The organism is Streptomyces sp. NPDC002640 (genome assembly GCF_053592575.1).
This window is the reverse complement of record NZ_JBSFVZ010000029.1, coordinates 49,735-70,842: the sequence shown is the minus strand read 5'-3', so window position 1 is coordinate 70,842 and position 21,108 is coordinate 49,735. Positions and strand designations below refer to the sequence as shown.

Below are 21,108 nucleotides of genomic sequence, written 5' to 3'. Positions count from 1 at the left end.
GGTTCTTCCTGTCATTCCGATGCCGGGAACTACTTGGTCGCGCGCAGTTCCCTGCGGAGGATCTTGCCAGTCGCCGTCTTGGGCAGGTCGGGCAGGATCTCCACCAGCCGCGGATACTTGTACGCGGCCAGCCGCTCCTTGCAGTATGCGGCGAGTTCCTCGCCGGTGGCCTCCGCGCCCGGGCGCAGCGAGATGTAGGCCTTGACCGTCTCGCCCCGGTAGCCGTCGGGCACGCCGACCACGGCGGCCTCGCGGACCGCGGGGTGGGTGTAGAGGACGTCCTCGACCTCGCGCGGCCACACCTTGAAGCCGGAGGCGTTGATCATGTCCTTCTTGCGGTCGACGACGTAGAGCCAGCCCTGCTCGTCCATGAAGCCGATGTCGCCGGTGCGCAGTTCCCCGTCGGGGAAGGTCTCGGCGGTGGCCTCGGGGCGGCGCCAGTAGCCGGGGACCACCTGGGGGCCCTTGACCACGATCTCGCCGAGCTCGCCGAAGGGCACCTCCTCGCCCTTGTCGTCGAGGATGCGCACGACGGTGTCGGGGCCGGGGATGCCGACCGCGAGGGTGCCGGAGGCCTCGTCGACGGGGGCGCGCAGGTCGCCGATGACCGAGGCGCAGGGGGCGCTGCACTCGGTGAGGCCGTAGCCGTTCTGGATGTAGATCCCGAAGGCGGCCTCGATCTTGTCCACCAGGGCGGGCGGCAGCGGGGCGCCGCCGGAGGATATCTGCGCGAAGGAGGAGAAGTGGTCGCGGCCGACGGCCGGGTGGGCGGCCAGCGCCATGTAGGCGGTGGACGGGCCGACGGTGTAGGCCGGGCGGTGCTCGGCGAAGGCGTCCAGGACCACGCCGGCGTCGAAGCGGTAGGCGAGGACCAGGCTGCCGGCGCTGTTCAGGGAGGCGAGGAACTGGCAGACCATGCCGGTGATGTGGAACAGCGGGGCCAGGGCGAAGTAGGCCGCGTTGTCCGGGAGGCCCAGGCCGGTGGCCTGGCGCTCGGCGTTGAACATCAGGTTGCCGTGCGTGTTGGTGGCGCCCTTGGGCGCGCCGCTGGTGCCCGAGGTGTAGCTGATGAGGGCGATGTCCTCGGGGGCGAGCTCGCGGTCCTCGGGGGCGGCGTGGCCGGCCCGGGCGGCCTCGGTGAGGTCCTCGGCGTCGTCGGCGACGGGGAGGCGCTCGAAGTTCAGCACGCGCTCGTCGCCGCGGCTCTGGAAGTCCAGCTCGCAGGCGGTGAGGGCGAAGGCGACGGGCGTGCCGTCGGCGGCGTCCCGCAGGTAGGTCTCCCAGGCCCGGTCGGAGCAGATCAGCGCCTTGACCTCGCCGTCGGTGAGGACGTGCTTGACCTCGCCGGTCTTGTACATCGGGTTCACCGGCAGCACGATCGCGCCGGCCTTCCAGGCGCCGAGCACGGCGAGCACGAAGGCCGGGGAGTTCTGCAGCATCACGGCGATCCGGTCGCCCTTGGCGACGCCGCGGGCGGCCAGGCGGCCTGCCACCGAGTCGCTGAGGGCGTCGACCTCGCGGTAGGTGAGCCGGCCGTCGAAGTACGCCAGGTAGGTCTCGTCCGCGCGGGAGGCCAGGGCCCGGTCCAGGGCGTGCACGGCGCTGGCCGGAGGCGTGATGGGCGCCTTCTGCGCGTCGGTCAGCAGGGCCAGCCAGGGCTTGGCGGCGTACCGGGATTCGGTGCTCATCGGGTGCTCTCCCACTTCTGGTGCAGACGGTTCATGTGCGTCAGCCAGCGCTCCGGGTCGGCCGCCCTGGCCGCGTAGTACCCGGCGACCTCGGGGTGCGGGAGGATCAGGAAGCGGTCCTCCGCGATGCCCTTGAAGAGGGCGTCGGCGACGTCCTCGGGCTCGATCGCGGTGGGGGCGAGGACCAGGTCGCCCGCGCTGCCGGAGCCGGCCAGCATGTCGGTGCGCACGCCCTGGGGGCAGATCGCGTGCACCTTGACCCCGTGGTGGCGGTAGGTGAGCGAGAGCCATTCCGCGTGGGCGTAGGCGGCGTGCTTGGTGGCGCTGTAGGGCGCGGCGCCGATCATGGTGAGCAGCCCGGCCGCGGAGACGGTGGCCACGAAGCGGCCCTCGCCGCGTTCCAGCCACTCCGGGACCAGGGCGCGGGCGGCGCGTACGTGCGCCATCACGTTGACGTCCCAGGCGCGTTCCCAGGCGTGGTCGTCGGGGGTGAGGCTGCCGTCGCTGCCCGCGATGCCGGCGTTGGCGCAGAAGACGTCGATGCGCCCGCCGAGGGCCTCGCGCGCCGGGTCGACGACCGCCGAGGCGTCCCCGGGAACGGCGGTGGCGCCGATCTCCCGGGCCACGGCCTCGGCCTTCCCGGCGTCCAGGTCGTTGACCACGACCTGCGCCCCCTCGGCGACGAAACGCCTGGCCATCGCGGCTCCGATGCCGCCTCCCGCCCCGGTCACGACGACACGGGCACCTTGTACGGCTTCCACCATCGGTCTCCTTCGACACGACGTGACACGGATCTGTCACCGCTGACTGCGGCGCCAGACTAACCGGTCGGTATGTCGCACGGAAGGGGTGTGCACGGAGCCGTTCGGGGATCACCCGGGGACCCCGGGGGTGGATCGCCTCTCGCGTGGGCATGACACACGGCACCGGCCGCCCCACAGGGACACCGGAGCACCACCCGAAGCGAGGGAAACCCGCCAGGCACCACCCCCGACCACCGGAGGTCACGCACCATGAGACTGTCCAGACGAGGCCTGCTCACCGCCGCCACCGGCGCCCTCTCCGCCACCGCGGCCGGCGCCGCGCAGGCGGCCGAGCCGTCGGGCCCGCCGGTTCCCGCCACCCCGCCGTCGGGCGGGCGTCCGCTGCGGACCGGTTTCGAGCGCCTCGCCGCGGACGGTTACGCGCTGCTGGACGGCGAGAAGGTCGGCGTGGTCACCAACCCGACCGGTATCACCCGCGACGCCCGGCACATCGTCGACGTGATGCACGCCGACGACCGGGTCGACCTGACGGCGGTCTTCGGCCCCGAGCACGGCTTCCGGGGCACCGCGCAGGCGGGCGGCTCGGAGGGCTTCTACGAGGACCCCGCCACCGGGCTGCCCGTCTACGACACGTACCTGAAGAGCGGGCAGCCGCTGGCGGACATCTTCACCGCCTCGGGCGTGGACACCGTCGTCTTCGACATCCAGGACGCGGGCGCCCGCTTCTACACCTATATCTGGACGCTGTACGACTGCATGGAGGCCGCCCGGCTGGCCGGCAAGCGGTTCGTGGTGCTGGACCGCCCCAACCCCGTCTCCGGGCGCTCGGCCGAAGGCCCGGTGATGCACCCGCAGTTCGCGACCTTCGTGGGCCGCAAGCCGATCTCCCAGCAGCACGGCATGACCGTGGCGGAGCTGGCGCTGCTCTTCAACGGGGAGTTCCTCGCCTCCCCGGTGGAGCTGGAGACCGTGCGGATGACCGGCTGGCGGCGGGACGAGTTCTACGACGCCTCCGGCCTGCCCTGGGTGCCGCCGAGCCCCAACATGCCGACGCCCGAGACCGCCCTGGTCTATCCCGGCACCTGTCTCTTCGAGGGCACCAACCTCTCCGAGGGCCGGGGCACCACCCGCCCCTTCGAACTCCTGGGCGCGCCCGGCGTCGACAGGCGCTGGGCCGAGGCCGCCAACGAACTCGGCCTGCCCGGCGTGCGGTTCAGGGAGGCCTACTTCACCCCCACCTTCAGCAAGTTCTCCGGACAGACGGCGGGCGGCGTCCAGGTGCACGTCCACGACCGCGAGTCCTTCGACCCGGTGCGCACCGGCATCGGCCTGCTGATCACCGCCCGGGCGGCCTGGAGCGGTTTCGCCTGGCGCTCGGACAACTGGATCGACAAGCTCACCGGCTCCACCGGGGTGCGCACCCGCATCGACGCGGACGCCCCGCTGGACGAGGTGGTCGGCGGCTGGGAGGAGGAACTCGCCGCCTTCCGGGCCACGCGCGCGCAGTACCTGCTGTACCGCTGACCTGAGTTGGGACGCCCGGGCGGGGGGGGGGGGGGGGGGGGGCGCCCCCGCTGGTTGCCGGTTGGCGCGGAGTAGCCCCCGCCACAGGAAGCCCCCACTTGGGGGGCGGGGGGGGGGTGGCGCCCCCCGCCGCCGCCGGCGCCCGGCGGGCGCTGCCCGGGCTGCCCGGCGCCGTGGTGGGGGCCGGGGGGGGGGGGGGCCGCCGCGCCCCCCCCCGCCCGTTCTGTTCCCCTTGTCGCGCATAGTCCCGCCGTCAACAGGAACCCGCATAGGTGTGTCGTCCGGCTTATGGCAGACCTCGGCCGATCCGATGGAGCCGGTTGGGCGGACGGCACGTCTATTCGGCGACGTCCTTACGACGACGCCGAGTTGGTCAGGGTTCAGGTGCACGTGCGACGGAGGTACGGTCGATGGCGGGATTCCGGAGTCTGGCGAGACAAGTACGGGACCAGCGGTGCGACCTGGCGCTGCGGCGGTACTCGCTGCGGAAGTGCCTGGAGCGGTTCGCGCCCTACGGGCACCGGGCGACCTGGGACCACCTCTGCGTCACCTGGGGGTTCGGACCCGAGGACCGCTCCCCCGACCCGCGCCGACTGGTGGGCGCGGTGGCCGAGTTGGAGCGGGCCCGGGAGGTGTGGCTGGCCTACGAGGTGGCGTTCGCGGAGCGCCGGCGGCGGGAGAAGCACGACGGGCTGCGCCGGCCGGGATCCGTGGACGACTGGCACCGGATGACCTGGGGCGGGTTCGGCATCGCCTGGTGCGACGACCCGCGGGTCCACCCCTCGGACCCGCTGCCCGAGGTGCTGCGCCGGCTGATCGGAGCCCTGGAACGGGAGCCGGGGAGGAGCTGCCCGGTCTGCGGCGACGAGGAGCTGGCCTGGCGGCACGGGATGAACCACGAACCGTCCTCCGGCCCGGTGTGCGTGGGGTGCGGGATCCTCGTCCCGCTGCCGGTGCTCACCCAGGAGGCGGTGGAGGCGGCACGGCGGGGCAGGCGGCAGCTGGTCCCGGCGTGAGGCGCGGACCGCCTCCGGCCGGCCCGGCCGGAGGCGGTCCGGCCCTGAGCGGCCCGGCCCGGTAGCGGTCCGGCCCTGAGCGGTCCAGCCCGGTAGCGGCCCAGCCCTGGGCGGTCCAGCCCGGTAGCGGTCCGGCCCTGGACGGTCCGGCCTTGGGCGGTCCGGCCCGAGAGCGGCCCGGCCCGGTAGCGGTCCGGCCCTGAGCGGTCCAGCCCGGGAGCAGCCCAGTCCTGGACGGCCCGGCCGGAGGCGGTCCAGCCCTGAGCGGCCCGGCCCGGTAGCGGTCCGGCCCTGAGCGGTCCAGCCCGGTAGCGGCCCAGCCCTGGGCGGTCCAGCCCGGTAGCGGTCCAGCCCGGTAGCGGTCCGGCCCTGGACGGTCCGGCCGGGAGCGGTTCACCCCTGGGCGGCCCGACCCGGCCCGGGGGGCGGGAGGCAGCCCCGGCGGCGGGGCACCGTCAGGCGCGCGGCTCCGGAGCCAGCCGGGAGCCGGTGAGGCTCGCTCCGACGGTGTCGTCGGGGTTGGACAGCCCGCACGTGGTCATGGACAGGCAGCCGCACCCGATGCAGTCGGTGAGGTGGTCCCGCAGCCGCTCCAGGCGGCGGATGCGCTCGTCGAGTTCGGCACGCCACTTCTCGGACAGCCGCGCCCAGTCCTCCCGCGTCGGCGTCCGCCCGTCCGGCAGTTCCGCCAGCGCGTCCCGGATCGCGGCCAGCGGCATGCCCACCCGTTGCGAGGCGCGGACGAACGCCACCCTCCGCAGGGTGTCCCGGCTGTAGCGACGCTGGTTGCCCGGGGTGCGCCGGCTGCTGATGAGCCCCTTGGACTCGTAGAAGTGCAGCGCGGAGACGGCCACCCCGCTGCGCGCCGCGAGCTGGCCGACGGTGAGTTCCTGGACCTTCACGGGAATCTGGGGCACGTCCGGACCCTAACCGGAGGCCCCCCGCCCCGGCACGCGCATTGACACCTTCCCCGGCCACGACCATGCTAAGCAGTTGCTTAGAGAAAGCGACCGACAGCGAGAGGCCAGGGACAGCGACATGGCAGAGCCGAGGATCTTCACCTCCCCCGACGAGCTGAAGGCCGCCGTGGGCGAGCAGCTCGGGTACACCGACTGGGTCGAGGTCGACCAGAAGCGCATCGACCTGTTCGCCGAGGCCACCGGCGACCACCAGTGGATCCACGTCGACCCGGAGAAGGCCGCGCGGGGCCCGTTCGGCACCACGATCGCGCACGGCTACCTGACCCTGTCGCTGCTGCCCCTGTTCGGCCCGCAGCTGGTCTCGGTCGAGGGCGTGACGATGGGCGTGAACTACGGCACCAACAAGGTCCGCTTCCCCTCCCCCGTGCCGGTGGGCTCGCGGCTGCGCGCCACCGGGAGGATCACCGGCGTCGAGGACGTGCAGGGCGGTGTGCAGGTGACACTGGCGTTCACCGTGGAGCGCGAGGGCGGCGACAAGCCGGTCTGCGTCGCCGAGTCCGTCTCCCGGTACTACCTCTGAGCCCCGCGGGCGCCCGCCCTACCGCTTGGCGCCCACCATGCTGAGCACGAGGTCGGCGTAGAGCGCGCCGACCTCGTCGGGCGTCCAGCGGCCGTCCACCCGGAACCACCGGGCCACGTCGATGCAGAGCGACATGATCGCCAGCGTGGCACCCTGGGCGTCCGGCACCTCGAACTCGCCGGAGGCCACGCCCTCCTGAACGATCCGGCGGACCTGGCCGTCGACCTGCTTGCGCAGGGCCACGATCTCGGCGCGCGAGTCCTCGCCGAGCGCCTCGAGCTCGTACTGCACCACGCGCGCGGTGGTGTGCTGGGCGGCGTGCCAGCGCACGAAGGAGCCGACCGCCTCGGCGAGCCGCTCGGCCGCGGTCCCCTCGCCGTCCGCGGCGTCGCGCAGGATGGCGAGGGCCTTCTCGTGGCCGATCCGGCTGATCCGGGCGAGCAGCTCCTCCTTGGTCTTGTAGTGGATGTAGAGCGCGGCCGGGCTCATGCCCGCGCGGCCCGCGATGTCGCGGGTCGTGGTGGCGTGGTAGCCCCGCTCGGCGAACGCGTCCACCGCGGCCACCAGCAGGCGCCGGGCGGCCTCGGGTGTGACCTCGGCCCAGGGCTGCTCGCCGCTCCCGGACGTCGTCTCCTCCGCCGTACTCATCGCTCGCCTCGCCTCTCTCGCTCTCCGCCCCTACCCACCCTGGACGGAGACCCTCCGGACCGCACGCCGTACGTGCGGGGCACCACCATACCGCCGGAGTCTGAGCGACCGCTTAGAGCGGCGGATCACAGTTTCTGGAAGGGGTCGTGCTCGGCGAGGATCTTCTCCAGCCGGGCCTGGTCGACCCGGCTGACGATGGTGCCGGCCTCCTGGCGGTCCCGGATCACCTTGGCCAGCGTGAAGCTGGAGGTCACGAGGTAGAGGACGGCGACGGCGAAGAAGCCGCGCACCCAGGCGCTCGCCTCCATCCGCACGATGCCGGCACAGGTCGCCCCCAGGGCGACCACGAAGGACGCCACCGCCTGGCCGTAGAAGGCCGCGGTGCTCTGCTGCTTGACAGGCGTTTCGCTCATGGCAGCAGCATCGGGCGGACCCGGCGCGCGCCGCATCCGCCCGGATACTCAGTCCCCGCGGGTGCGGCGTACTCACCGCCGCGCCGCCGCGCCCGCGCGGGGGCCGAGGGCTCAGAACGCCGAGACCCCCGTGAGGGCACGGCCGATGAGCAGCTTCTGGATCTGGCTGGTGCCCTCGTAGAGGGTCATCACGCGGGCGTCGCGGAGCAGCTTGCCGGCCGGGTACTCGTCGATGAACCCGTAGCCGCCGAAGACCTGGAGCGCGTTGTTGGCGCAGCGCACGGCCGCCTCGGAGGCGAACAGCTTGGCCTTGGACGCCTCCACGGCGAACGGCTGCCCGCGGTCGATGAGGTCGGCCACCCGCCAGACCAGCAGCCGGGCGGCGTCCACGTCCAGCGCAATGTCGGCGAGGAGTTCCTGCACGAGCTGGTGGTGGGCGATGGTCTTCCCGAACTGCTCGCGCTGGCCCGCGTACTCGACCGCGCAGTCCAGGGCGGCCTGGGCGATGCCCACGCAGCCGGCGGCGACCGACATCCGGCCCTTCGCCAGGGTCGACATGGCGATGGTGAAGCCCTTGCCCTCGGGGCCCAGCAGGGCGGAGGCGGGCACCCGCACGTCCTCCAGCACCAGTTCGGCGGTGGCCTGGCCGCGCAGGCCCAGCTTGCCGTGGACGGTGTTGCGGGTCAGCCCGGGGGTGTCGGTGGGCACCAGGAAGGCCGAGACGCCCTTGTGGCCCGGGGCGTCGGTGGAGCGGGCGAAGACGATCGCGACGTCGGCCCAGGTGCCGTTGGTGATGAACATCTTGGTGCCGTTGATGACGTAGTCGTCGCCGTCGCGCACCGCGCGGGTGACGAGGTTCCCGGCGTCCGACCCGGTGCCGGGCTCGGTGAGGCCGAAGCAGCCGAGCGCCTCGCCGGAGGTCAGCCGGGGCAGCCACGCACGCTTCTGCTCCTCGGTGCCCCAGCTCTGCACGGTCTTGGTGACCAGACCCAGCGAGACCGAGACGATGCCGCGCACCGAGGAGTCGCCGCGGCCCAGCTCCTCGGTGACCAGGCAGTACGCCAGGTGGTCGCCGCCGGAGCCGCCGTACTCCTCGTCGATGGTCAGGCCGAGGAAGCCGACCTCGCCGAGCTTCTTCACGAGGGAGCGGTCCACCTGCTCGGCGCGGTCCCAGGCGACCACGTTCGGCGTGATCTCGCGTGCCACGAAGTCCCGGGCGAGCTCCTGTACGGCCGCCTGCTCCTCGCTGAGCCCCAGATTCACGGTGCGCCACCCCACGGTCGGTCGATGTCTGCGTCGTTGCCTGTGTCGTCGTCGGGGTTAAATTAGCACTGCTAGTTTAATTGGTCGAGGCTCTACCATGTGGGCCATGCCACGCCCGCGCACGCCCCTGCTCTCCACCGGACGGATCGTCGAGGCGGCCCTGTCCCTGATCGACGCCGAGGGCCTGGCCGCGCTCTCCACCCGGCGGCTCGCCGCGGAGCTGGGCGTCAGCGGGCCGTCCCTGTACAACCACTTCCGCAGCCGGGACCAGCTCCTCGAGGCGGTCGCCGACTCGGTGAGCGCGCAGGTCGACCTGTCGATGTTCGAGGACGGCACCCCCTGGCGGACGGCGCTGCACGACTGGGCCCTCTCCTACCGCGCCGCGCTGCGCCGGCACCCGAACATCGTCCCGGTGCTGGCCCACGGGCCCGGTCGCCGTCCGGCGGCGCTGCGGCTGGCCGACGCGGTGTACGGGGCGATGGTCGCGGCGGGCTGGCCGCCGGCCCAGGCGACCTCGATCGGCGCGCTGATGCGGTACTTCGTCATGGGCTCGGCGCTGGGTTCCTTCGCCGGCGGCTTCGTGGGCGACGAGACCGCCTACGACCCGGCGGACTACCCGCATCTCGGCCAGGCCCACCTGCTGGCCGGGCGGCAGGAACGCATCGACGAGCGGGCCTTCGAAACGGGACTGCGGGCCCTGCTGGACGGGCTGGAGCGGCAGTTCACGGAGCTGCCCGCCGCCGGGTCCTGACTCCGCGCGCCGGGTGCGAGGGCGGCGTGCCGGGACATGATGCCGGGCGGCGGCCCGCGACCGCCGCCTAGGCTCGCGCGCATGACAACTGTTTCCGTGCCCGCCCGGCGCACCGAGCTCCTGGCCGCCGGAGCGGCCGCGGTGACCGTGGTGCTGTGGGCCTCCGCCTTCGTCTCCATCCGCGCCGCCGGCGAGGAGTACTCCCCCGGCGCGCTGGCGCTGGGACGGCTCCTGTCCGGGGCCCTGACGCTGGGCGTGATCCTGCTGATACGCCGGGAGGGCCTGCCGCCGCGGGAGGCGTGGCGCGGCATCGTCGTCTCGGGGCTGCTGTGGTTCGGCTTCTACATGGTCGTCCTCAACTGGGGCGAGCAGCTGGTGGACGCGGGCACGGCGGCGCTGGTCGTCAACACGGGACCGCTGCTGATCGCGCTGCTGGGCGTGCGGCTGCTGGGTGACGCGATGCCGCCGCGGCTGCTGGCGGGCATGGCGGTGTCGTTCGCGGGCGCGGTGACGGTGGGGCTGTCCATGTCCGACGGCGGCGGGGCGTCGGTGCTGGGAGTGGTGCTGTGCCTGCTCGCCGCGGTGGCGTACGCGGGCGGGGTGATCGCGCAGAAGCCGGCGCTGGCGCACGGGAGCGCGCTGCAGGTGACGACGTTCGGGTGCGCGATCGGGGCGGTGGCGTGCCTGCCCTTCGCGGGGCAGCTGGTGTCCCAGGCGGCGTCCGCGCCGGTGCCGGCGACGCTGAACATGGTGTACCTGGGGGTCTTCCCGACGGCGCTCGCCTTCACGACGTGGGCGTACGCGTTGGCGCGGACGACGGCGAGCCGGATGGGGGCGACGACGTACGCGGTCCCCGCCCTGGTGGTGGCGATGTCCTGGGTGTTCCTCGGCGAGGTACCGGGGGCCCTCACGCTGGTGGGCGGCGCGCTGTGCCTCGCCGGCGTGGCCGTCTCCCGCCGCAGCGGGCGCCGCCGCGCCTGACCCCTTCGGCAGGGGGCTCGGCCCCTGCGGGCGCACCGCGGCGCGCGTACGTGCCGCTCGGCCCCTGTGGAGCGAGCGGCGGCGTGCCTACTCACCGGCCCGCGCCCACCCTCCCCGGACGTCATCCGGGGTACCCCCAGCCGCGCAGCGGCACGGGGTACCCGCAAGGGGTACGGCTGCTCCGGGCCGCCCGCAGGGCGGGGCCCGGGGCGCCGAGTGGTGCGGGCGCCCCGGGCGGGGTGGGTCAGAAGACGACCAGCGCGCGGCCGCCCTTGCCGGCGGTCATGTTGTCGAACGCGGTGGGGATGTCCGCGAGACCGATGCGGTCGGTGACGAGCATGCCGAGGTCGAGGCGGCCCTCGCGGACGTGCGACGCCAGCACCGGCAGGTCCCGCGCCGGGTCGGAGTTCCCGTACACGCACCCGGACAGCGTCCGCCCCCAGTGGAAGATCTCCAGCGCGTTGAAGGAGACCTGCTGGTCCTTCCCTCCGATGCCGACCACCGTCGTGCGACCGCCCCGCCGCGTGGACTCCCACGCCGTGCGGATGGTGACCGCGCGCCCCACGCACTCGACGGCGACGTCGACCCCCTGCTTGCCGGTGAGGCCGCGGATCTCGCGCGCGGTCTGCTCGGAGGCGACCACGTAGTCCGTCGCGCCCGCCGCCCGCGCCAGTTCCTCCTTGGCCGGGGAGACGTCCACGGCGACGATCTTCGACGCCCCGGCGATCCGCGCCGCCTGGACCGTGGCGAGGCCGACCCCGCCCACGCCGTAGACCGCGACCGTCTCGCCCTCCCGGACCCGTGCCGCGTGGTGCACGGCGCCGTACCCGGTGAGCACCGCGCAGCCCAGCAGGGCCGCGTCGGTCAGCGGGATGCCCTCGGGCAGCGGCAGCACCGTGTTGGCGGCCACCACCGCCTCCTCGGCGAACGCGGCCACGTTCAGGCCGGGGTACAGCTCCAGCCCGTCGGACGCCCGCCGTGCGTACGGGGCGGACGCGCCGTCCAGCGAGCGGGCGCAGAGCCAGACCTCGCCCAGCTCGCAGGACGGGCAGCCGCCGCAGGACGGCGACCAGTTGAGCACCACCTGGTCGCCGACCGCGACGTGGGTGACGCCCTCCCCCACCTCCGTGACGGTGCCCGCGCCCTCGTGCCCGAGGACGGCCGGCAGGGGCACCCGCATGGTGCCGTTGGCGATGGACAGGTCGGAGTGGCACACTCCGGCGGCGGCGAGCCGGATCCGGACCCGGCCGGGGCCGGTCGCGGGCAGCTCGATCTCGGTGACTTCCAGCGGCGCGCCGATCGCGGGCGCCACGGCTGCGAGGACCATGGGACGAACGCTCCTAGAACTGGAGGGACTTGGTCTGGAGGAACTCGGTCAGCCCGTGCGCGCCGAGCTCGCGGCCCACGCCGGAGTGCTTGTAGCCGCCGAAGGGGGCCAGCGGGTTGAACCGGCCGCCGTTGATGTCGACCTGCCCGGTGTCCAGGCGGCGGGCGAAGGCGACCGCCTCGGCCTCGTCGCCCGCCCAGACCGCTCCGGACAGGCCGTAGACGGTGCCGTTGGCGATGCGCACGGCCTCGTCCTCGTCCTCGTACTTCAGGACGGCCAGGACCGGGCCGAAGATCTCCTCCTGGGCGATGGTCATGTCCGGGGTGACGTCCGCGAAGACGGTGGGGCTGACGTGGAAGCCCTTGTCCTTGCCCTCGGGCGCCTCGGCGCCGCCGGCCACCAGGCGCGCGCCCTCGGCGACGCCCTTCTCGATGTAGCCGCGCACCCGCGCCTGCTGCTTGGCGTTGACCAGCGGACCGATCCGGTCGCCGTACTTGGCGGCGGCCTCCGCGGCCAGCTCGACGGCCTCGTCGTACCGGCCGGCGGGGACCAGCATCCGGGTCCAGGCGCTGCAGGTCTGGCCGGAGTTGGCCATCACGTTGGCGACGCCCACCGCGACCGCCTTGGCGAGGTCGGCGCTGGGCAGGATCACGTTGGCGGACTTGCCGCCCAGCTCCAGGGCGACCTTCTTCAGCCCGGCCCCGGCGGTGGCGGCGATGGAGCGGCCGACGGCGGTGGAGCCGGTGAACGAGACCATGTCGACGCCGTCGTGCTCGGCCAGCGCCTGTCCGGCCACCGGCCCCAGACCGGTGACCAGGTTGAACACACCGGCCGGCAGGCCGGCCTCGTGGACCGCCTCGGCGAACAGCTGGGCGGTCAGCGGGGTGTCCTCGGCGGGCTTCAGGACGACCGTGCAGCCCGCGGCCAGCGCCGGGGCCACCTTGGCGACGATCTGGTGCAGCGGGTAGTTCCAGGGCGTGATCGCGGCGACCACGCCGATCGGCTCCTGGTACACGGTGGAGTTGCCGACCTTCTCCTCGAAGGGGAAGGTCGCCGCCAGCTCGGCGTAGGAGCCGCAGACCGCGATCGGGGAGGCGGCGTGCACCTTCTGGGAGAACGGCAGCGGGGCGCCCAGTTCGGCGGTGACGGTCTCGGCCACCTCGTCCTTGCGGGCGACCAGCACGTCCCGCAGGGCGGTCAGGCGGGCGGCACGCTCGGCGGGCGGCGTCGCGGCCCAGCCCGGCAGGGCGGCGCGGGCCGCGCGGACCGCGGCGTCCACGTCCTCGGCGGAACCGGCCTGCACCTGGGCGATGACCTGTTCGTCCGCGGGGTTGAGGACGGCGATGGTGTCCGGTCCGACGGCCGCCCTCCAGGCCCCGTCGATGTACATGCCGTCGTGTGCCTTCATCAGTGCGTCCTCCCGGGCGGGATGGGGCCCTCGAGCCAAGCCGGGAGCTCGGGGGCGTCGTCCGCCGCTCAAGCTAGCGAGCGCTTGCTTGGGCGCGCCAGAGCAAGCGGGGCCGCTCTGGGAGGAGAGACAAGGTTCACACGGGGATCGGCGGCGTCGGCACAGCGTCGCGGGAACGTCAGCACAGCGTCGCGGGAACGACGACGCCGGCCCTCCGCTGCGCGTCGTGGGGAGTGCCGTAGGGCGCAGCGGGAGGACCGGCGGCGTGAACCTGTCGCTGCTCAGCGCCCGCCGAAGAGCGAGCGGGACAGCCGGCGCAGCGGCGCGAACAGCGACACGCGCTGTACGCGGTGCCGCTTGCTCCGCTCACGCGGTACGTCGCGAGCCGTGAGCTCGCGCATCAGCGATGTGGCCTCGACCGTCTCGCGCTGCGGTATGGCGGGGCCGGACAGCACCGAGAGATGGCGGTCGAGGCGCGAACTGCTCGCGCTGCTTCCGCAGGTGATCGCAGGGACTCGCGCCCTGCTACGCATCGTTATCTGATCCATGACACTCCCCACCCGTACGAGTCCACCCGACCCGGGCAGGGCAACCCTATCGTCCTTGGTGGGGGATGGCGCATCTCGATCACAGAATTCACCTTTTCCGCAAGACGGTTGACAACTCCTCACCCCAGGCATGAAGTTTCAGGGCGAGTTGGACAACCGGCACAACGGCCGTCCGGTCCTCGGCACCAGGATCGCAGGTCACCGCGGGTGACGCCCGTCGCGCATCGCCCGCCCCGTCGGCGGGCAGAACACCGGGGAGGCCGCGCCCCGGCACAGTCCCCGTACCCCCGTGGAGCGTTCCGAAAAGCGTCCCCCTCATGAACGGGTGAACCGGTGACGGGTTCCCGGAGGAAGAGGTGAGCCATGACCGATGCACCGGATCCGGACCGCGTCGTCGCCGGCCGTTACCGCCTGCTGTCGCCGCTGGGCAGCGGGGGCATGGGAACGGTGTGGCGGGGCCGGGACGAGGTGCTGCGCCGCGAGGTGGCCGTCAAGGAGGTGCGCGCCCCGGCCGGTCTGCCGGACGACGAGGTGGCGCGGATGTACGCCCGGCTGGAGCGCGAGGCCTGGGCCGCCGCCCGGGTCGCGCACCGCTCCGTGGTCACCGTGTACGACGTGGTCACCGACGGCGGGCGCCCCTGGATCGTGATGGAGCTGGTCCGCGGCCTGTCGCTCTCCGACGTGCTGGAGGCGGAGGGCGCGCTGACGCCGGCCCGGGCGGCGGCGATCGGCGCGGACGTGCTGGCGGCGCTGCGGGCGGCCGACGAGGCCGGGGTGCTGCACCGGGACGTCAAGCCGGCCAACGTGCTGATCGCCAACGACGGCCGGGTGGTGCTCACCGACTTCGGCATCGCCACGCTGGCCGGGGACACGGCGCTGACCCGGACCGGCGAGGTGATCGGCTCCCCCGAGTACCTGGCGCCGGAACGCGCGCTGGGGCGGCCGTCGGGCCTCGCCTCCGACCTGTGGTCCTTGGGCGTGCTGCTCTACGCGGCCGTGGAGGGCGCCTCCCCGTTCCGTCAGGACACCCCGCTGAGCACGCTGCGCGCCGTGGTCGACGAGCCGCAGGCTCCGCCGCGCTGGGCGGGGCCGCTGGCCGGGGTGATCGAGGGGCTGCTGCGCAAGGACCCTGCCGAGCGGACGACGGCGGAGGAGGCCGAGCGCGATCTGCGCCTGGTGGCCGCCGGCGGCACTCCCGGGCCGGGAGCGCCCGCCGGTGCCACCGCTCCCACGGTTCCCCTCCCTCCGGGCGACGGTTCCTCGCGCCACGGGTCCGGGTACGGCGCCCTGCCGCCGCCCCCGCCTCCCCCTCGCCACCACGACGAGGTCCGGCGGGCGGACGACGACCGCCGCGACGGCGGGGACCGGGCGGGCACCGCGCTGGTGATCGGGGTGCTGGTGCTGGCGCTGCTGGTCGCGGGGCTGGCCTGGAGACTGGCGGACCCGGGCGGCGACGGCTCTGGGGGCTCCGGCGCCACGGCGTCCCCGACCACCGCCGGTCCGGGCGCGGAGCCGTCCGAGGAGGAGAGCGGGTCGCCCACCCCCTCCGCCACCGAGACCTCGGCGAGTCCGAGCCCCTCGCCGTCCACCGGGCCGGAGCAGTCGGTCCGGGTCGCCCTGACCGGCGCGCACACCCGGTACAGCGGGGCGTGCCCACCGCCCGAGGACCGGCACCCCGCCGTGCGCGCCTCGTTCACCGTGGGCCGGCTGCCGGCCGAGATCCGCTACCGGTGGGTGTCGGACCAGCTCGACGGCGTGGTGGACGACGGCTGGCGGACGCTGACCCTGACCGAGGGCGGGGGCGCCACCCGGGAGGAGCAGGTGCGGCTCTCGCTGGAGGACGTGGAGGGGGCTCTGGAGGGCGCCGTCCACGTCGAGGTCGACAAGCCGGTGGAGGTCACCTCCGACCCGGTGCCGTTCACGGTGATGTGCGAGGCGCCGTCCGGGTCCGGGGAGCCGTCCCCGGACCCGGAGGACGACTGAGCCCGGCGACGACCGAGCCCGGCACCGGGCCGGCCGGACACTGGCGCGGTAGGGCGCCGGGGCGGCCGTGCGCCGGGCCGCGCGGACGCCCGGTCGGCCGGGCGCCGGGCCGCGCGGACGCCGGGTCAGTCGTGCGCGTTCAGCACGGGCAGGTAGCCGCGCGACTGGCCGACCGCCCTCGGGTGGTAGGACGCGCCGACGTCGGCGAGGTTGACGCTGTGCAGCCAGGAGGCGCCGGAGCAGATCTCGTGCCCGGTGAACGGGGGGCGGACGTCGCCGAACCGGAAGCCGTGGGCCGCCGCGCGCCGGGAGATCACCGAGTTCAGCTGGTCGGCGGCCGCGTTGACGGCCGACCGCTTGGCGTCGGAGAGCCCGGCGCAGGCCGCGGCCACGTCGTAGAACCGCGGGTAGCCCAGGACGACGACCCGGGCCTCGGGGGCACGCCGGCGGATGGCCGTGTACAGGGAGTCGAGGTTCCCGGGCAGGGTGGCCCGGATGTAGCCGCGCGCCGTGGCGATCCGGTCGAGGCACCTCGCGTCACTGCCGACCACGCACGTCGACATGACGTCCGCGAACCCGGCGTCGTTGCCCCCGGCGGTGACCGAGACGAGCGCGGTGGAGGAGGTGAGCGGCCCGAGCTGGCCGCTGCGCACCGAACGCGTGGTCGCCCCCGAGCAGGCCATGAAGGAGAAGGCGGACGGCCGGTGGGCGTCGGCCCACAGCCGCGGGTACGCCAGGACGCTGCGCCGGCAGGCGCCGCTCTCCGCGGTGTACCGGCCGGCGCCGACGCCGGAGGAGTACGAGTCGCCCAGGGCGACGTAGGAGCCGGGCGCCCGGGCGGGCGCCTGCGCGGCGGCGGTGCCGCCGCAGGCCAGGGCCAGGGCGAGGAAGAGGGAACTCACGACGGCGGAAGTGCGGGCACGTCTCATGGCAGAGCCTCCGTGGTCGGCGGACCCGCGGAGGGCGCCCGCCGGGAAGATGATCCCGCGTCACCTCTCCCCCGATGCGCGAAGAGCGCGCGATGCACCCGAATCGGCGTCCCTGGCGCGAACGGACGAGCGAGGACCGAACAGAAACGGCGCCCCTCGCCCCGGCAGGGGCACAGGGACGCCGCTCCCGACGCGCGCGTCGGTCGTTGGCCTCAGTCGTTGGCGTTCAGCACGGGGAGGTATCCGCCCGACTGGCCGGCCGCCTTCGGGTGGTAGGACTCGCCGATGTTCGCCCAGTTCACGCTGTGCAGCCAGGAGCTGCCCGAGCAGATCTCGTGCCCGGTGAAGGTGGGCCGCACGTCGCCGAAGCGGAACCCGTAGGCCGCGGCGCGCTGGGAGATCACCGAGTTGAGGTGGTCGGCGGCGGCGTTGATCGCCGACCGCTTGGTGTCGGAGAGGCCGACGCAGACCGCGGCCACGTCGTAGAACTTCGGGTAGCCGAGGACGACGACCCGGGCGTTGGGGGCGCGGTTCTTGATGTCCGCGTACAGGGCGTTGAGGTTCCCCGGCAGCGTGTTGGTGATGTACGAGCGCGCCGTGTTGATCCGGTCGGTGCACACCGAGTTCGAGCTGATGACGCAGGTCGTCATGACGTCGGCGAACCCGGCGTCGTTGCCGCCGGCGGTCACCGAGACCAGGCTGGTCGAGGAGTTGAGGGAACCCAGCTGGCCGCTGCGGACCGAGCTGGTGGTGGCTCCGCCGCAGGCCACGAAGGCGAAGGAGGAGGGCGAGTTGGCGTTGGCCCACAGCTGCGGGTAGGCGTTGGTGCTGCGCTTGCAGCTGCCGCTCTCGCTGGTGTAGCTGCCGGCCCCGACCCCGGAGGAGTACGAGTCCCCGAGGGCGACGTAGGCGCCGGCGGCCTCGGCCGACGCCTGCGCCGCGGCCGCCCCGGTGAAGGCTAGGCCGACGGAGAGGAGGAACGAGCTCACGACGGCGGACGTGCGGAAACGTCTCATGGTGGAGCCTCCCTGTTCTGCAGTTGTCTCTGCATCAACTGTGGTACCAGCTACACGCGTTGACAGGAAGTGCTCATGTCAATAAATCCACGGGACGACCCGCCGTCCGCCCGGTGCCTCCGCACCCAACCACCGGTGAACCGTCGGCAAACCGGCCCGTCAGGCGAATTCGGCATCTTGACCGGCGACCCCCATTGCGCCAGATTGGGCCGGTCATCCGGCGCATGGCGCGAGAAGCGGACGGAACGCCTCAACCAGGCAAACCATCTCATGACCTTTCAGCCCTTGCGATAGCCGCCCAAAAGCTAATATCGTCGTACATCTCATACGCATCGGTCCGTCGTTGTGCGGTTCAGGGGGAGGGACTCGGAGCCGGGACGGAACGGGGCGGACGCGCGGTAGGGGGGTGCTCGATGACACGACCGGTCGTCGAGTCGTGCCGCGCGCCCGGGCTCCGGACAACGGGGCCCGGACAGTTCTGCCGGCTCACCCGGTACGCGTGGAGACGTCCTTCCGCGTTCCTCGGGTGAGGACCCCCCTTTCGAACCGGACTCACAGCGGCCGCCCGGGGGTGGGCGGTCCGCCGGACGAGAGGGACCAGACCCATGAGCGCAGTGCTGCCCCCGGTCACGCCGGGGCCCGACACGTTCGCGGCCGCGGACCGTTACCGGCCGATCACCTCGCACCTGGCCATCGCTCCACCGGTCAGCGTGGTGATCCCCGCCATGAACGAGGCGGAGAACCTTCCGTACGTCTTCAAGACCCTGCCGGACTGGATCCACGAGGTGGTCCTGGTCGACGGCGACTCCACCGACGACACCGTGGCCGTGGCCCGCGAACTGTGGCCCGGCGTCAAGGTGGTGCGGCAGACCGGCAAGGGCAAGGGGGACGCCCTGATCGCCGGGTTCGCCGCCTGCACCGGCGAGATCATCGTCATGATCGACGCGGACGGCTCCGCCGACGGCAACGAGATCGTCAGCTACGTCTCCGCCCTGGTCTCCGGGGCCGACTTCGCCAAGGGCTCGCGCTTCGCCAACGGCGGGGGCACCGACGACATGACCTTCATCCGCAAGCTGGGCAACCGCGCCCTGTGCGCCGCCGTCAACCGGAAGTTCGGCGCCCGCTACACCGACCTCTGCTACGGCTACAACGCGTTCTGGCGCCACTGCCTGGACCGCATCGAACTGGACTGCACCGGCTTCGAGGTCGAGACGCTGATGAACATCCGCGTCGTCAAGGCCGGGCTCAAGGTGCAGGAGATCCCCAGCCACGAGTACCTGCGCATCCACGGCGTCAGCAACCTGCGGGCGGTCCGGGACGGGCTGCGCGTGCTGCGGGTGATCCTCGCGGAGCGCTCCAACCGGCGTGCCCTGCGCGGCCGTTCGCGCACCTCGCCGATGCTGGGCGCGACTCCCGGCGAGGTGTCGTGACGGGGCCCGCCGCGCACGACCGGAGCGGGCTGCCGGCCGGCCCGGCGCTGCCGGACGTCTCGGTGGTGGTCTGCGTCTACACCGAGGAGCGCTGGGAGGACATCCTCGCCGCGGTGGCCTCGGTGCGGGCGCAGTCCCGGCCCGCCCTGGAGACGCTCCTGGTGGTGGACCACAACCCCGTCCTGCGGGAACGGCTGGAGCGGGAGTACAAGGACGAGCCCTCGGTGCGGGTGCTGGCCAACGCCGGCCCCCGCGGGCTGTCCGCCGGGCGCAACACCGGCATCGCCGAGGCCCGGGCGGAGGTCGTCGCCTTCCTGGACGACGACGCGGTGGCCGACCGCGAGTGGCTGCGGTGGTTCACCGAGGCGTACGACGACCCGCGGGTGATGGCGGTGGGGGGCCGCACGGAACCCGCGTGGGCGTCGGGCCGCCGCCCGTCCTGGTTCCCGGAGGAGTTCGACTGGGTGGTGGGCTGCACCTACCGCGGCCTGCCGCCCGGCCGGGTCCGGGTCCGCAACGTGCTGGGAGGGAACGCCTCCTTCCGGCGCACCGCCTTCGAGGCGGCCGGCGGCTTCGCCACGGGCATCGGGCGCGACGGCGACAAGCGGCCGCTGGGCTGCGAGGAGACCGAGCTGTGCATCCGTCTCTCCCGGGCGCTGCCTGCGGCCGTGCTGCTGATCGACGACCGGGCGGTCATCCACCACCGGGTGCCCGCCGCCCGGGAGCGGTTCGGCTACTTCCGCACCCGCGCCTACGCCGAGGGGCTGTCCAAGGCGCTGGTGGCCCGCAGCGTCGGCGCGGACAAGGGGCTGGAGTCGGAACGCCGGTACGCCACCCGGGTGCTGCCCGCAGGGGTGGCCCGCGGGCTGGCGGACGCGGTGCGCGGGCGGCCGGGCGGGGCGGGACGGGCCGGGGCGATCGTGGCCGGCGCGCTGGTCACGGCGGCCGGTTACGCCGTCGGCACCGCACGGACCCGGCGGAACGGCGGGGGCTTCGTGATCCCGCCCTCCCCCGCGGCCCGGACGGCGGGCCGGAACGCGGCCGGGGAGGGGACGGCCGGGCATGCCTGAGCGCGACGGACGGGAGACGGACGGGGCCGTCCCGGTGCTGATGTACCACGCGGTCGCGCAGCGGCCGGCGGCGGCCACGCTGGGCCTGTCGGTGACCCCGGCGGCCTTCGCGGGGCACCTGGCGGTGATCGCCGCGGAGGGCTTCACCCCCGTGGACACCGCCACCCTGGCCGCCGCCTGGCGCAACGGCAAGCCACTGCCCGAGCGGCCGGTGCTGATCACCTTCGACGACGGCTACGAGGGCGTCCACCGCCACGCCCTGCCGGAGCTGGTCCGGCACGGCTTCCCGGCCACCGTGTTCGTCACCACCGGCTGGCTGCGCGGCGAGTACGACGCCGGGGGCGCCCTGGACACCATGCTGGACTGGGAGCAGGTGCGCGAACTCGCCGCCCACGGCGTGGAGATCGGGGGGCACAGCCACACCCATCCCGCGCTCGACATGGTCGGCGAGGACGCGCTGCGCCGGGAGCTGGGGCTGTGCCGGGAGATCGTCGCCGGTGAACTGGGCTCCGCACCGGCCTCGTTCGCCTACCCGTACGGCCACTCCACCCGGCGGGTCCGCCGGGCGGTCCGCGAGGCGGGCTTCGCCCAGGCGCTCGCCGTCGGCAACGGCCTGGCCCGGCGCCGGCAGGGCCCGTACGCCCTGCGCCGGGTCACGGTCCGCCGGCGCACCGGGGCGGAGGAGTTCCTGCGCCTGCTCCACGGGCGCGCGCTGGGGCGGAACTTCGCCGTGGACCGGTGCCTCACCAAGGGGTACGCGACGGTCCGGGCGGCCCGGCGCCTCCTCCCCGGCACCGGCTGACGGGCCAATACGACAATTGCCGTGCGCCGGAGGGCCCACGCACGGAT

20 protein-coding genes are annotated in these 21,108 nt (G+C 73.8%); 9 read left to right on the top strand and 11 right to left on the bottom strand.

Annotated elements, in window-relative coordinates:
* Window positions 1-29: 29 nt before the first annotated feature.
* Together ACWD3O_RS29735 and ACWD3O_RS29730 are read right to left on the bottom strand one after the other, a co-directional pair.
* A complete protein-coding gene (locus ACWD3O_RS29735) occupies window positions 30-1,688 on the bottom strand; it encodes an AMP-binding protein (RefSeq protein ID WP_451418042.1) in 1,659 nt (552 codons plus the stop codon).
* Window positions 1,685-2,452 carry an SDR family oxidoreductase gene (locus ACWD3O_RS29730; protein WP_451418041.1) on the bottom strand — a complete coding sequence of 256 codons (768 nt, stop codon included), beginning with the start codon at window positions 2,450-2,452 and terminating at the stop codon, window positions 1,685-1,687. Before ACWD3O_RS29730 ends, ACWD3O_RS29735 begins: the two co-directional genes overlap by 4 nt.
* Window positions 2,453-2,701: 249 nt before the next feature.
* On the opposite strand from ACWD3O_RS29730, the gene ACWD3O_RS29725 reads away from it, so the two are divergent.
* Entirely contained in the window at window positions 2,702-3,976 is a 1,275-nt protein-coding gene (locus ACWD3O_RS29725; RefSeq protein ID WP_451418040.1) for an exo-beta-N-acetylmuramidase NamZ family protein, read from the top strand.
* Between the two features lie 410 nt (window positions 3,977-4,386).
* Window positions 4,387-4,992, top strand: a complete 606-nt coding sequence (locus ACWD3O_RS29720) for a hypothetical protein (RefSeq protein WP_451418039.1) — start codon at window positions 4,387-4,389, stop codon at window positions 4,990-4,992.
* Between the two features lie 455 nt (window positions 4,993-5,447).
* On the opposite strand, the gene soxR is transcribed toward ACWD3O_RS29720, so the two are convergent.
* The gene (soxR, locus tag ACWD3O_RS29715; protein ID WP_451413193.1) at window positions 5,448-5,909 is read right to left on the bottom strand and encodes a redox-sensitive transcriptional activator SoxR; all 462 of its coding nucleotides are present in this window, start codon (window positions 5,907-5,909) and stop codon (window positions 5,448-5,450) included.
* Between the two features lie 121 nt (window positions 5,910-6,030).
* On the opposite strand from soxR, the gene ACWD3O_RS29710 reads away from it, so the two are divergent.
* Entirely contained in the window at window positions 6,031-6,492 is a 462-nt protein-coding gene (locus tag ACWD3O_RS29710) for a MaoC family dehydratase (protein WP_451413194.1), read from the top strand.
* An 18-nt stretch (window positions 6,493-6,510) separates the two neighbouring features.
* Here the strand turns inward: ACWD3O_RS29710 and ACWD3O_RS29705 are convergent, their stop codons facing one another.
* From ACWD3O_RS29705 to ACWD3O_RS29695, 3 genes are all read right to left on the bottom strand, one after another.
* On the bottom strand, window positions 6,511-7,140 hold the full coding sequence (locus tag ACWD3O_RS29705) for a TetR/AcrR family transcriptional regulator (protein ID WP_451413195.1): 630 nt from the start codon (window positions 7,138-7,140) through the stop codon (window positions 6,511-6,513).
* A gap of 125 nt (window positions 7,141-7,265) precedes the next feature.
* Window positions 7,266-7,553 carry a YiaA/YiaB family inner membrane protein gene (locus ACWD3O_RS29700; RefSeq protein WP_451413196.1) on the bottom strand — a complete coding sequence of 96 codons (288 nt, stop codon included), beginning with the start codon at window positions 7,551-7,553 and terminating at the stop codon, window positions 7,266-7,268.
* Between the two features lie 111 nt (window positions 7,554-7,664).
* Entirely contained in the window at window positions 7,665-8,816 is a 1,152-nt protein-coding gene (locus ACWD3O_RS29695) for an acyl-CoA dehydrogenase family protein (protein ID WP_451418038.1), read from the bottom strand.
* A 106-nt stretch (window positions 8,817-8,922) separates the two neighbouring features.
* Between ACWD3O_RS29695 and ACWD3O_RS29690 the strand changes: the two genes are divergently transcribed.
* A complete protein-coding gene (locus tag ACWD3O_RS29690) occupies window positions 8,923-9,567 on the top strand; it encodes a TetR/AcrR family transcriptional regulator (RefSeq protein ID WP_451418037.1) in 645 nt (214 codons plus the stop codon).
* A gap of 81 nt (window positions 9,568-9,648) precedes the next feature.
* Window positions 9,649-10,548 carry a DMT family transporter gene (locus tag ACWD3O_RS29685; protein ID WP_451418036.1) on the top strand — a complete coding sequence of 300 codons (900 nt, stop codon included), beginning with the start codon at window positions 9,649-9,651 and terminating at the stop codon, window positions 10,546-10,548.
* A 244-nt stretch (window positions 10,549-10,792) separates the two neighbouring features.
* Here ACWD3O_RS29685 and ACWD3O_RS29680 read toward each other — a convergent pair whose 3' ends face one another.
* The 3 genes from ACWD3O_RS29680 to ACWD3O_RS29670 form a co-directional block, all read right to left on the bottom strand.
* Window positions 10,793-11,875 carry a zinc-binding dehydrogenase gene (locus ACWD3O_RS29680; RefSeq protein WP_451413200.1) on the bottom strand — a complete coding sequence of 361 codons (1,083 nt, stop codon included), beginning with the start codon at window positions 11,873-11,875 and terminating at the stop codon, window positions 10,793-10,795.
* A 13-nt stretch (window positions 11,876-11,888) separates the two neighbouring features.
* Entirely contained in the window at window positions 11,889-13,283 is a 1,395-nt protein-coding gene (locus tag ACWD3O_RS29675; RefSeq protein WP_451418035.1) for an aldehyde dehydrogenase family protein, read from the bottom strand.
* A 281-nt stretch (window positions 13,284-13,564) separates the two neighbouring features.
* Window positions 13,565-13,831: a hypothetical protein gene (locus ACWD3O_RS29670; protein ID WP_451413202.1), complete on the bottom strand. Its 267-nt coding sequence runs from the start codon at window positions 13,829-13,831 to the stop codon at window positions 13,565-13,567.
* Window positions 13,832-14,194: 363 nt separating this feature from the next.
* Here ACWD3O_RS29670 and ACWD3O_RS29665 point away from each other — a divergent pair, with 363 nt between their 5' ends.
* Complete coding sequence (locus ACWD3O_RS29665; protein WP_451418034.1) at window positions 14,195-15,814, top strand: serine/threonine-protein kinase; 1,620 nt, start codon at window positions 14,195-14,197, stop codon at window positions 15,812-15,814.
* Window positions 15,815-15,939: 125 nt separating this feature from the next.
* Here ACWD3O_RS29665 and ACWD3O_RS29660 read toward each other — a convergent pair whose 3' ends face one another.
* Together ACWD3O_RS29660 and ACWD3O_RS29655 are read right to left on the bottom strand one after the other, a co-directional pair.
* Complete coding sequence (locus tag ACWD3O_RS29660) at window positions 15,940-16,743, bottom strand: SGNH/GDSL hydrolase family protein (RefSeq protein ID WP_451418033.1); 804 nt, start codon at window positions 16,741-16,743, stop codon at window positions 15,940-15,942.
* Between the two features lie 212 nt (window positions 16,744-16,955).
* A complete protein-coding gene (locus ACWD3O_RS29655; RefSeq protein WP_451418032.1) occupies window positions 16,956-17,759 on the bottom strand; it encodes an SGNH/GDSL hydrolase family protein in 804 nt (267 codons plus the stop codon).
* Window positions 17,760-18,364: 605 nt separating this feature from the next.
* On the opposite strand from ACWD3O_RS29655, the gene ACWD3O_RS29650 reads away from it, so the two are divergent.
* The 3 genes from ACWD3O_RS29650 to ACWD3O_RS29640 are packed head-to-tail and all read left to right on the top strand — an operon-like array spanning window position 18,365 to window position 21,061.
* Window positions 18,365-19,189: a glycosyltransferase family 2 protein gene (locus ACWD3O_RS29650; RefSeq protein WP_451418031.1), complete on the top strand. Its 825-nt coding sequence runs from the start codon at window positions 18,365-18,367 to the stop codon at window positions 19,187-19,189.
* The gene (locus ACWD3O_RS29645; RefSeq protein WP_451418030.1) at window positions 19,186-20,259 is read left to right on the top strand and encodes a glycosyltransferase; all 1,074 of its coding nucleotides are present in this window, start codon (window positions 19,186-19,188) and stop codon (window positions 20,257-20,259) included. The genes ACWD3O_RS29650 and ACWD3O_RS29645 overlap by 4 nt, the downstream gene beginning before the upstream one ends.
* Window positions 20,252-21,061 (top strand): polysaccharide deacetylase family protein, encoded by an 810-nt coding sequence (locus ACWD3O_RS29640; protein WP_451418029.1) that lies wholly within the window; start codon window positions 20,252-20,254, stop codon window positions 21,059-21,061. Before ACWD3O_RS29645 ends, ACWD3O_RS29640 begins: the two co-directional genes overlap by 8 nt.
* Window positions 21,062-21,108 lie beyond the last annotated feature (47 nt).

Bases quoted from the DNA above. Each gene is read 5' to 3' on its own strand.
- ACWD3O_RS29735 (WP_451418042.1), bottom strand. From the start codon at position 1,688: ATGAGCACCGAATCCCGGTACGCCGCCAAGCCCTGGCTGGCCCTGCTG.
- ACWD3O_RS29730 (WP_451418041.1), bottom strand. From the start codon at position 2,452: ATGGTGGAAGCCGTACAAGGTGCCCGTGTCGTCGTGACCGGGGCGGGA.
- ACWD3O_RS29725 (WP_451418040.1), top strand. From the start codon at position 2,702: ATGAGACTGTCCAGACGAGGCCTGCTCACCGCCGCCACCGGCGCCCTC.
- ACWD3O_RS29720 (WP_451418039.1), top strand. From the start codon at position 4,387: ATGGCGGGATTCCGGAGTCTGGCGAGACAAGTACGGGACCAGCGGTGC.
- ACWD3O_RS29710 (WP_451413194.1), top strand. From the start codon at position 6,031: ATGGCAGAGCCGAGGATCTTCACCTCCCCCGACGAGCTGAAGGCCGCC.
- ACWD3O_RS29705 (WP_451413195.1), bottom strand. From the start codon at position 7,140: ATGAGTACGGCGGAGGAGACGACGTCCGGGAGCGGCGAGCAGCCCTGG.
- ACWD3O_RS29700 (WP_451413196.1), bottom strand. From the start codon at position 7,553: ATGAGCGAAACGCCTGTCAAGCAGCAGAGCACCGCGGCCTTCTACGGC.
- ACWD3O_RS29690 (WP_451418037.1), top strand. From the start codon at position 8,923: ATGCCACGCCCGCGCACGCCCCTGCTCTCCACCGGACGGATCGTCGAG.
- ACWD3O_RS29685 (WP_451418036.1), top strand. From the start codon at position 9,649: ATGACAACTGTTTCCGTGCCCGCCCGGCGCACCGAGCTCCTGGCCGCC.
- ACWD3O_RS29680 (WP_451413200.1), bottom strand. From the start codon at position 11,875: ATGGTCCTCGCAGCCGTGGCGCCCGCGATCGGCGCGCCGCTGGAAGTC.
- ACWD3O_RS29675 (WP_451418035.1), bottom strand. From the start codon at position 13,283: ATGAAGGCACACGACGGCATGTACATCGACGGGGCCTGGAGGGCGGCC.
- ACWD3O_RS29670 (WP_451413202.1), bottom strand. From the start codon at position 13,831: ATGGATCAGATAACGATGCGTAGCAGGGCGCGAGTCCCTGCGATCACC.
- ACWD3O_RS29665 (WP_451418034.1), top strand. From the start codon at position 14,195: ATGACCGATGCACCGGATCCGGACCGCGTCGTCGCCGGCCGTTACCGC.
- ACWD3O_RS29660 (WP_451418033.1), bottom strand. From the start codon at position 16,743: ATGAGACGTGCCCGCACTTCCGCCGTCGTGAGTTCCCTCTTCCTCGCC.
- ACWD3O_RS29655 (WP_451418032.1), bottom strand. From the start codon at position 17,759: ATGAGACGTTTCCGCACGTCCGCCGTCGTGAGCTCGTTCCTCCTCTCC.
- ACWD3O_RS29650 (WP_451418031.1), top strand. From the start codon at position 18,365: ATGAGCGCAGTGCTGCCCCCGGTCACGCCGGGGCCCGACACGTTCGCG.
- ACWD3O_RS29640 (WP_451418029.1), top strand. From the start codon at position 20,252: ATGCCTGAGCGCGACGGACGGGAGACGGACGGGGCCGTCCCGGTGCTG.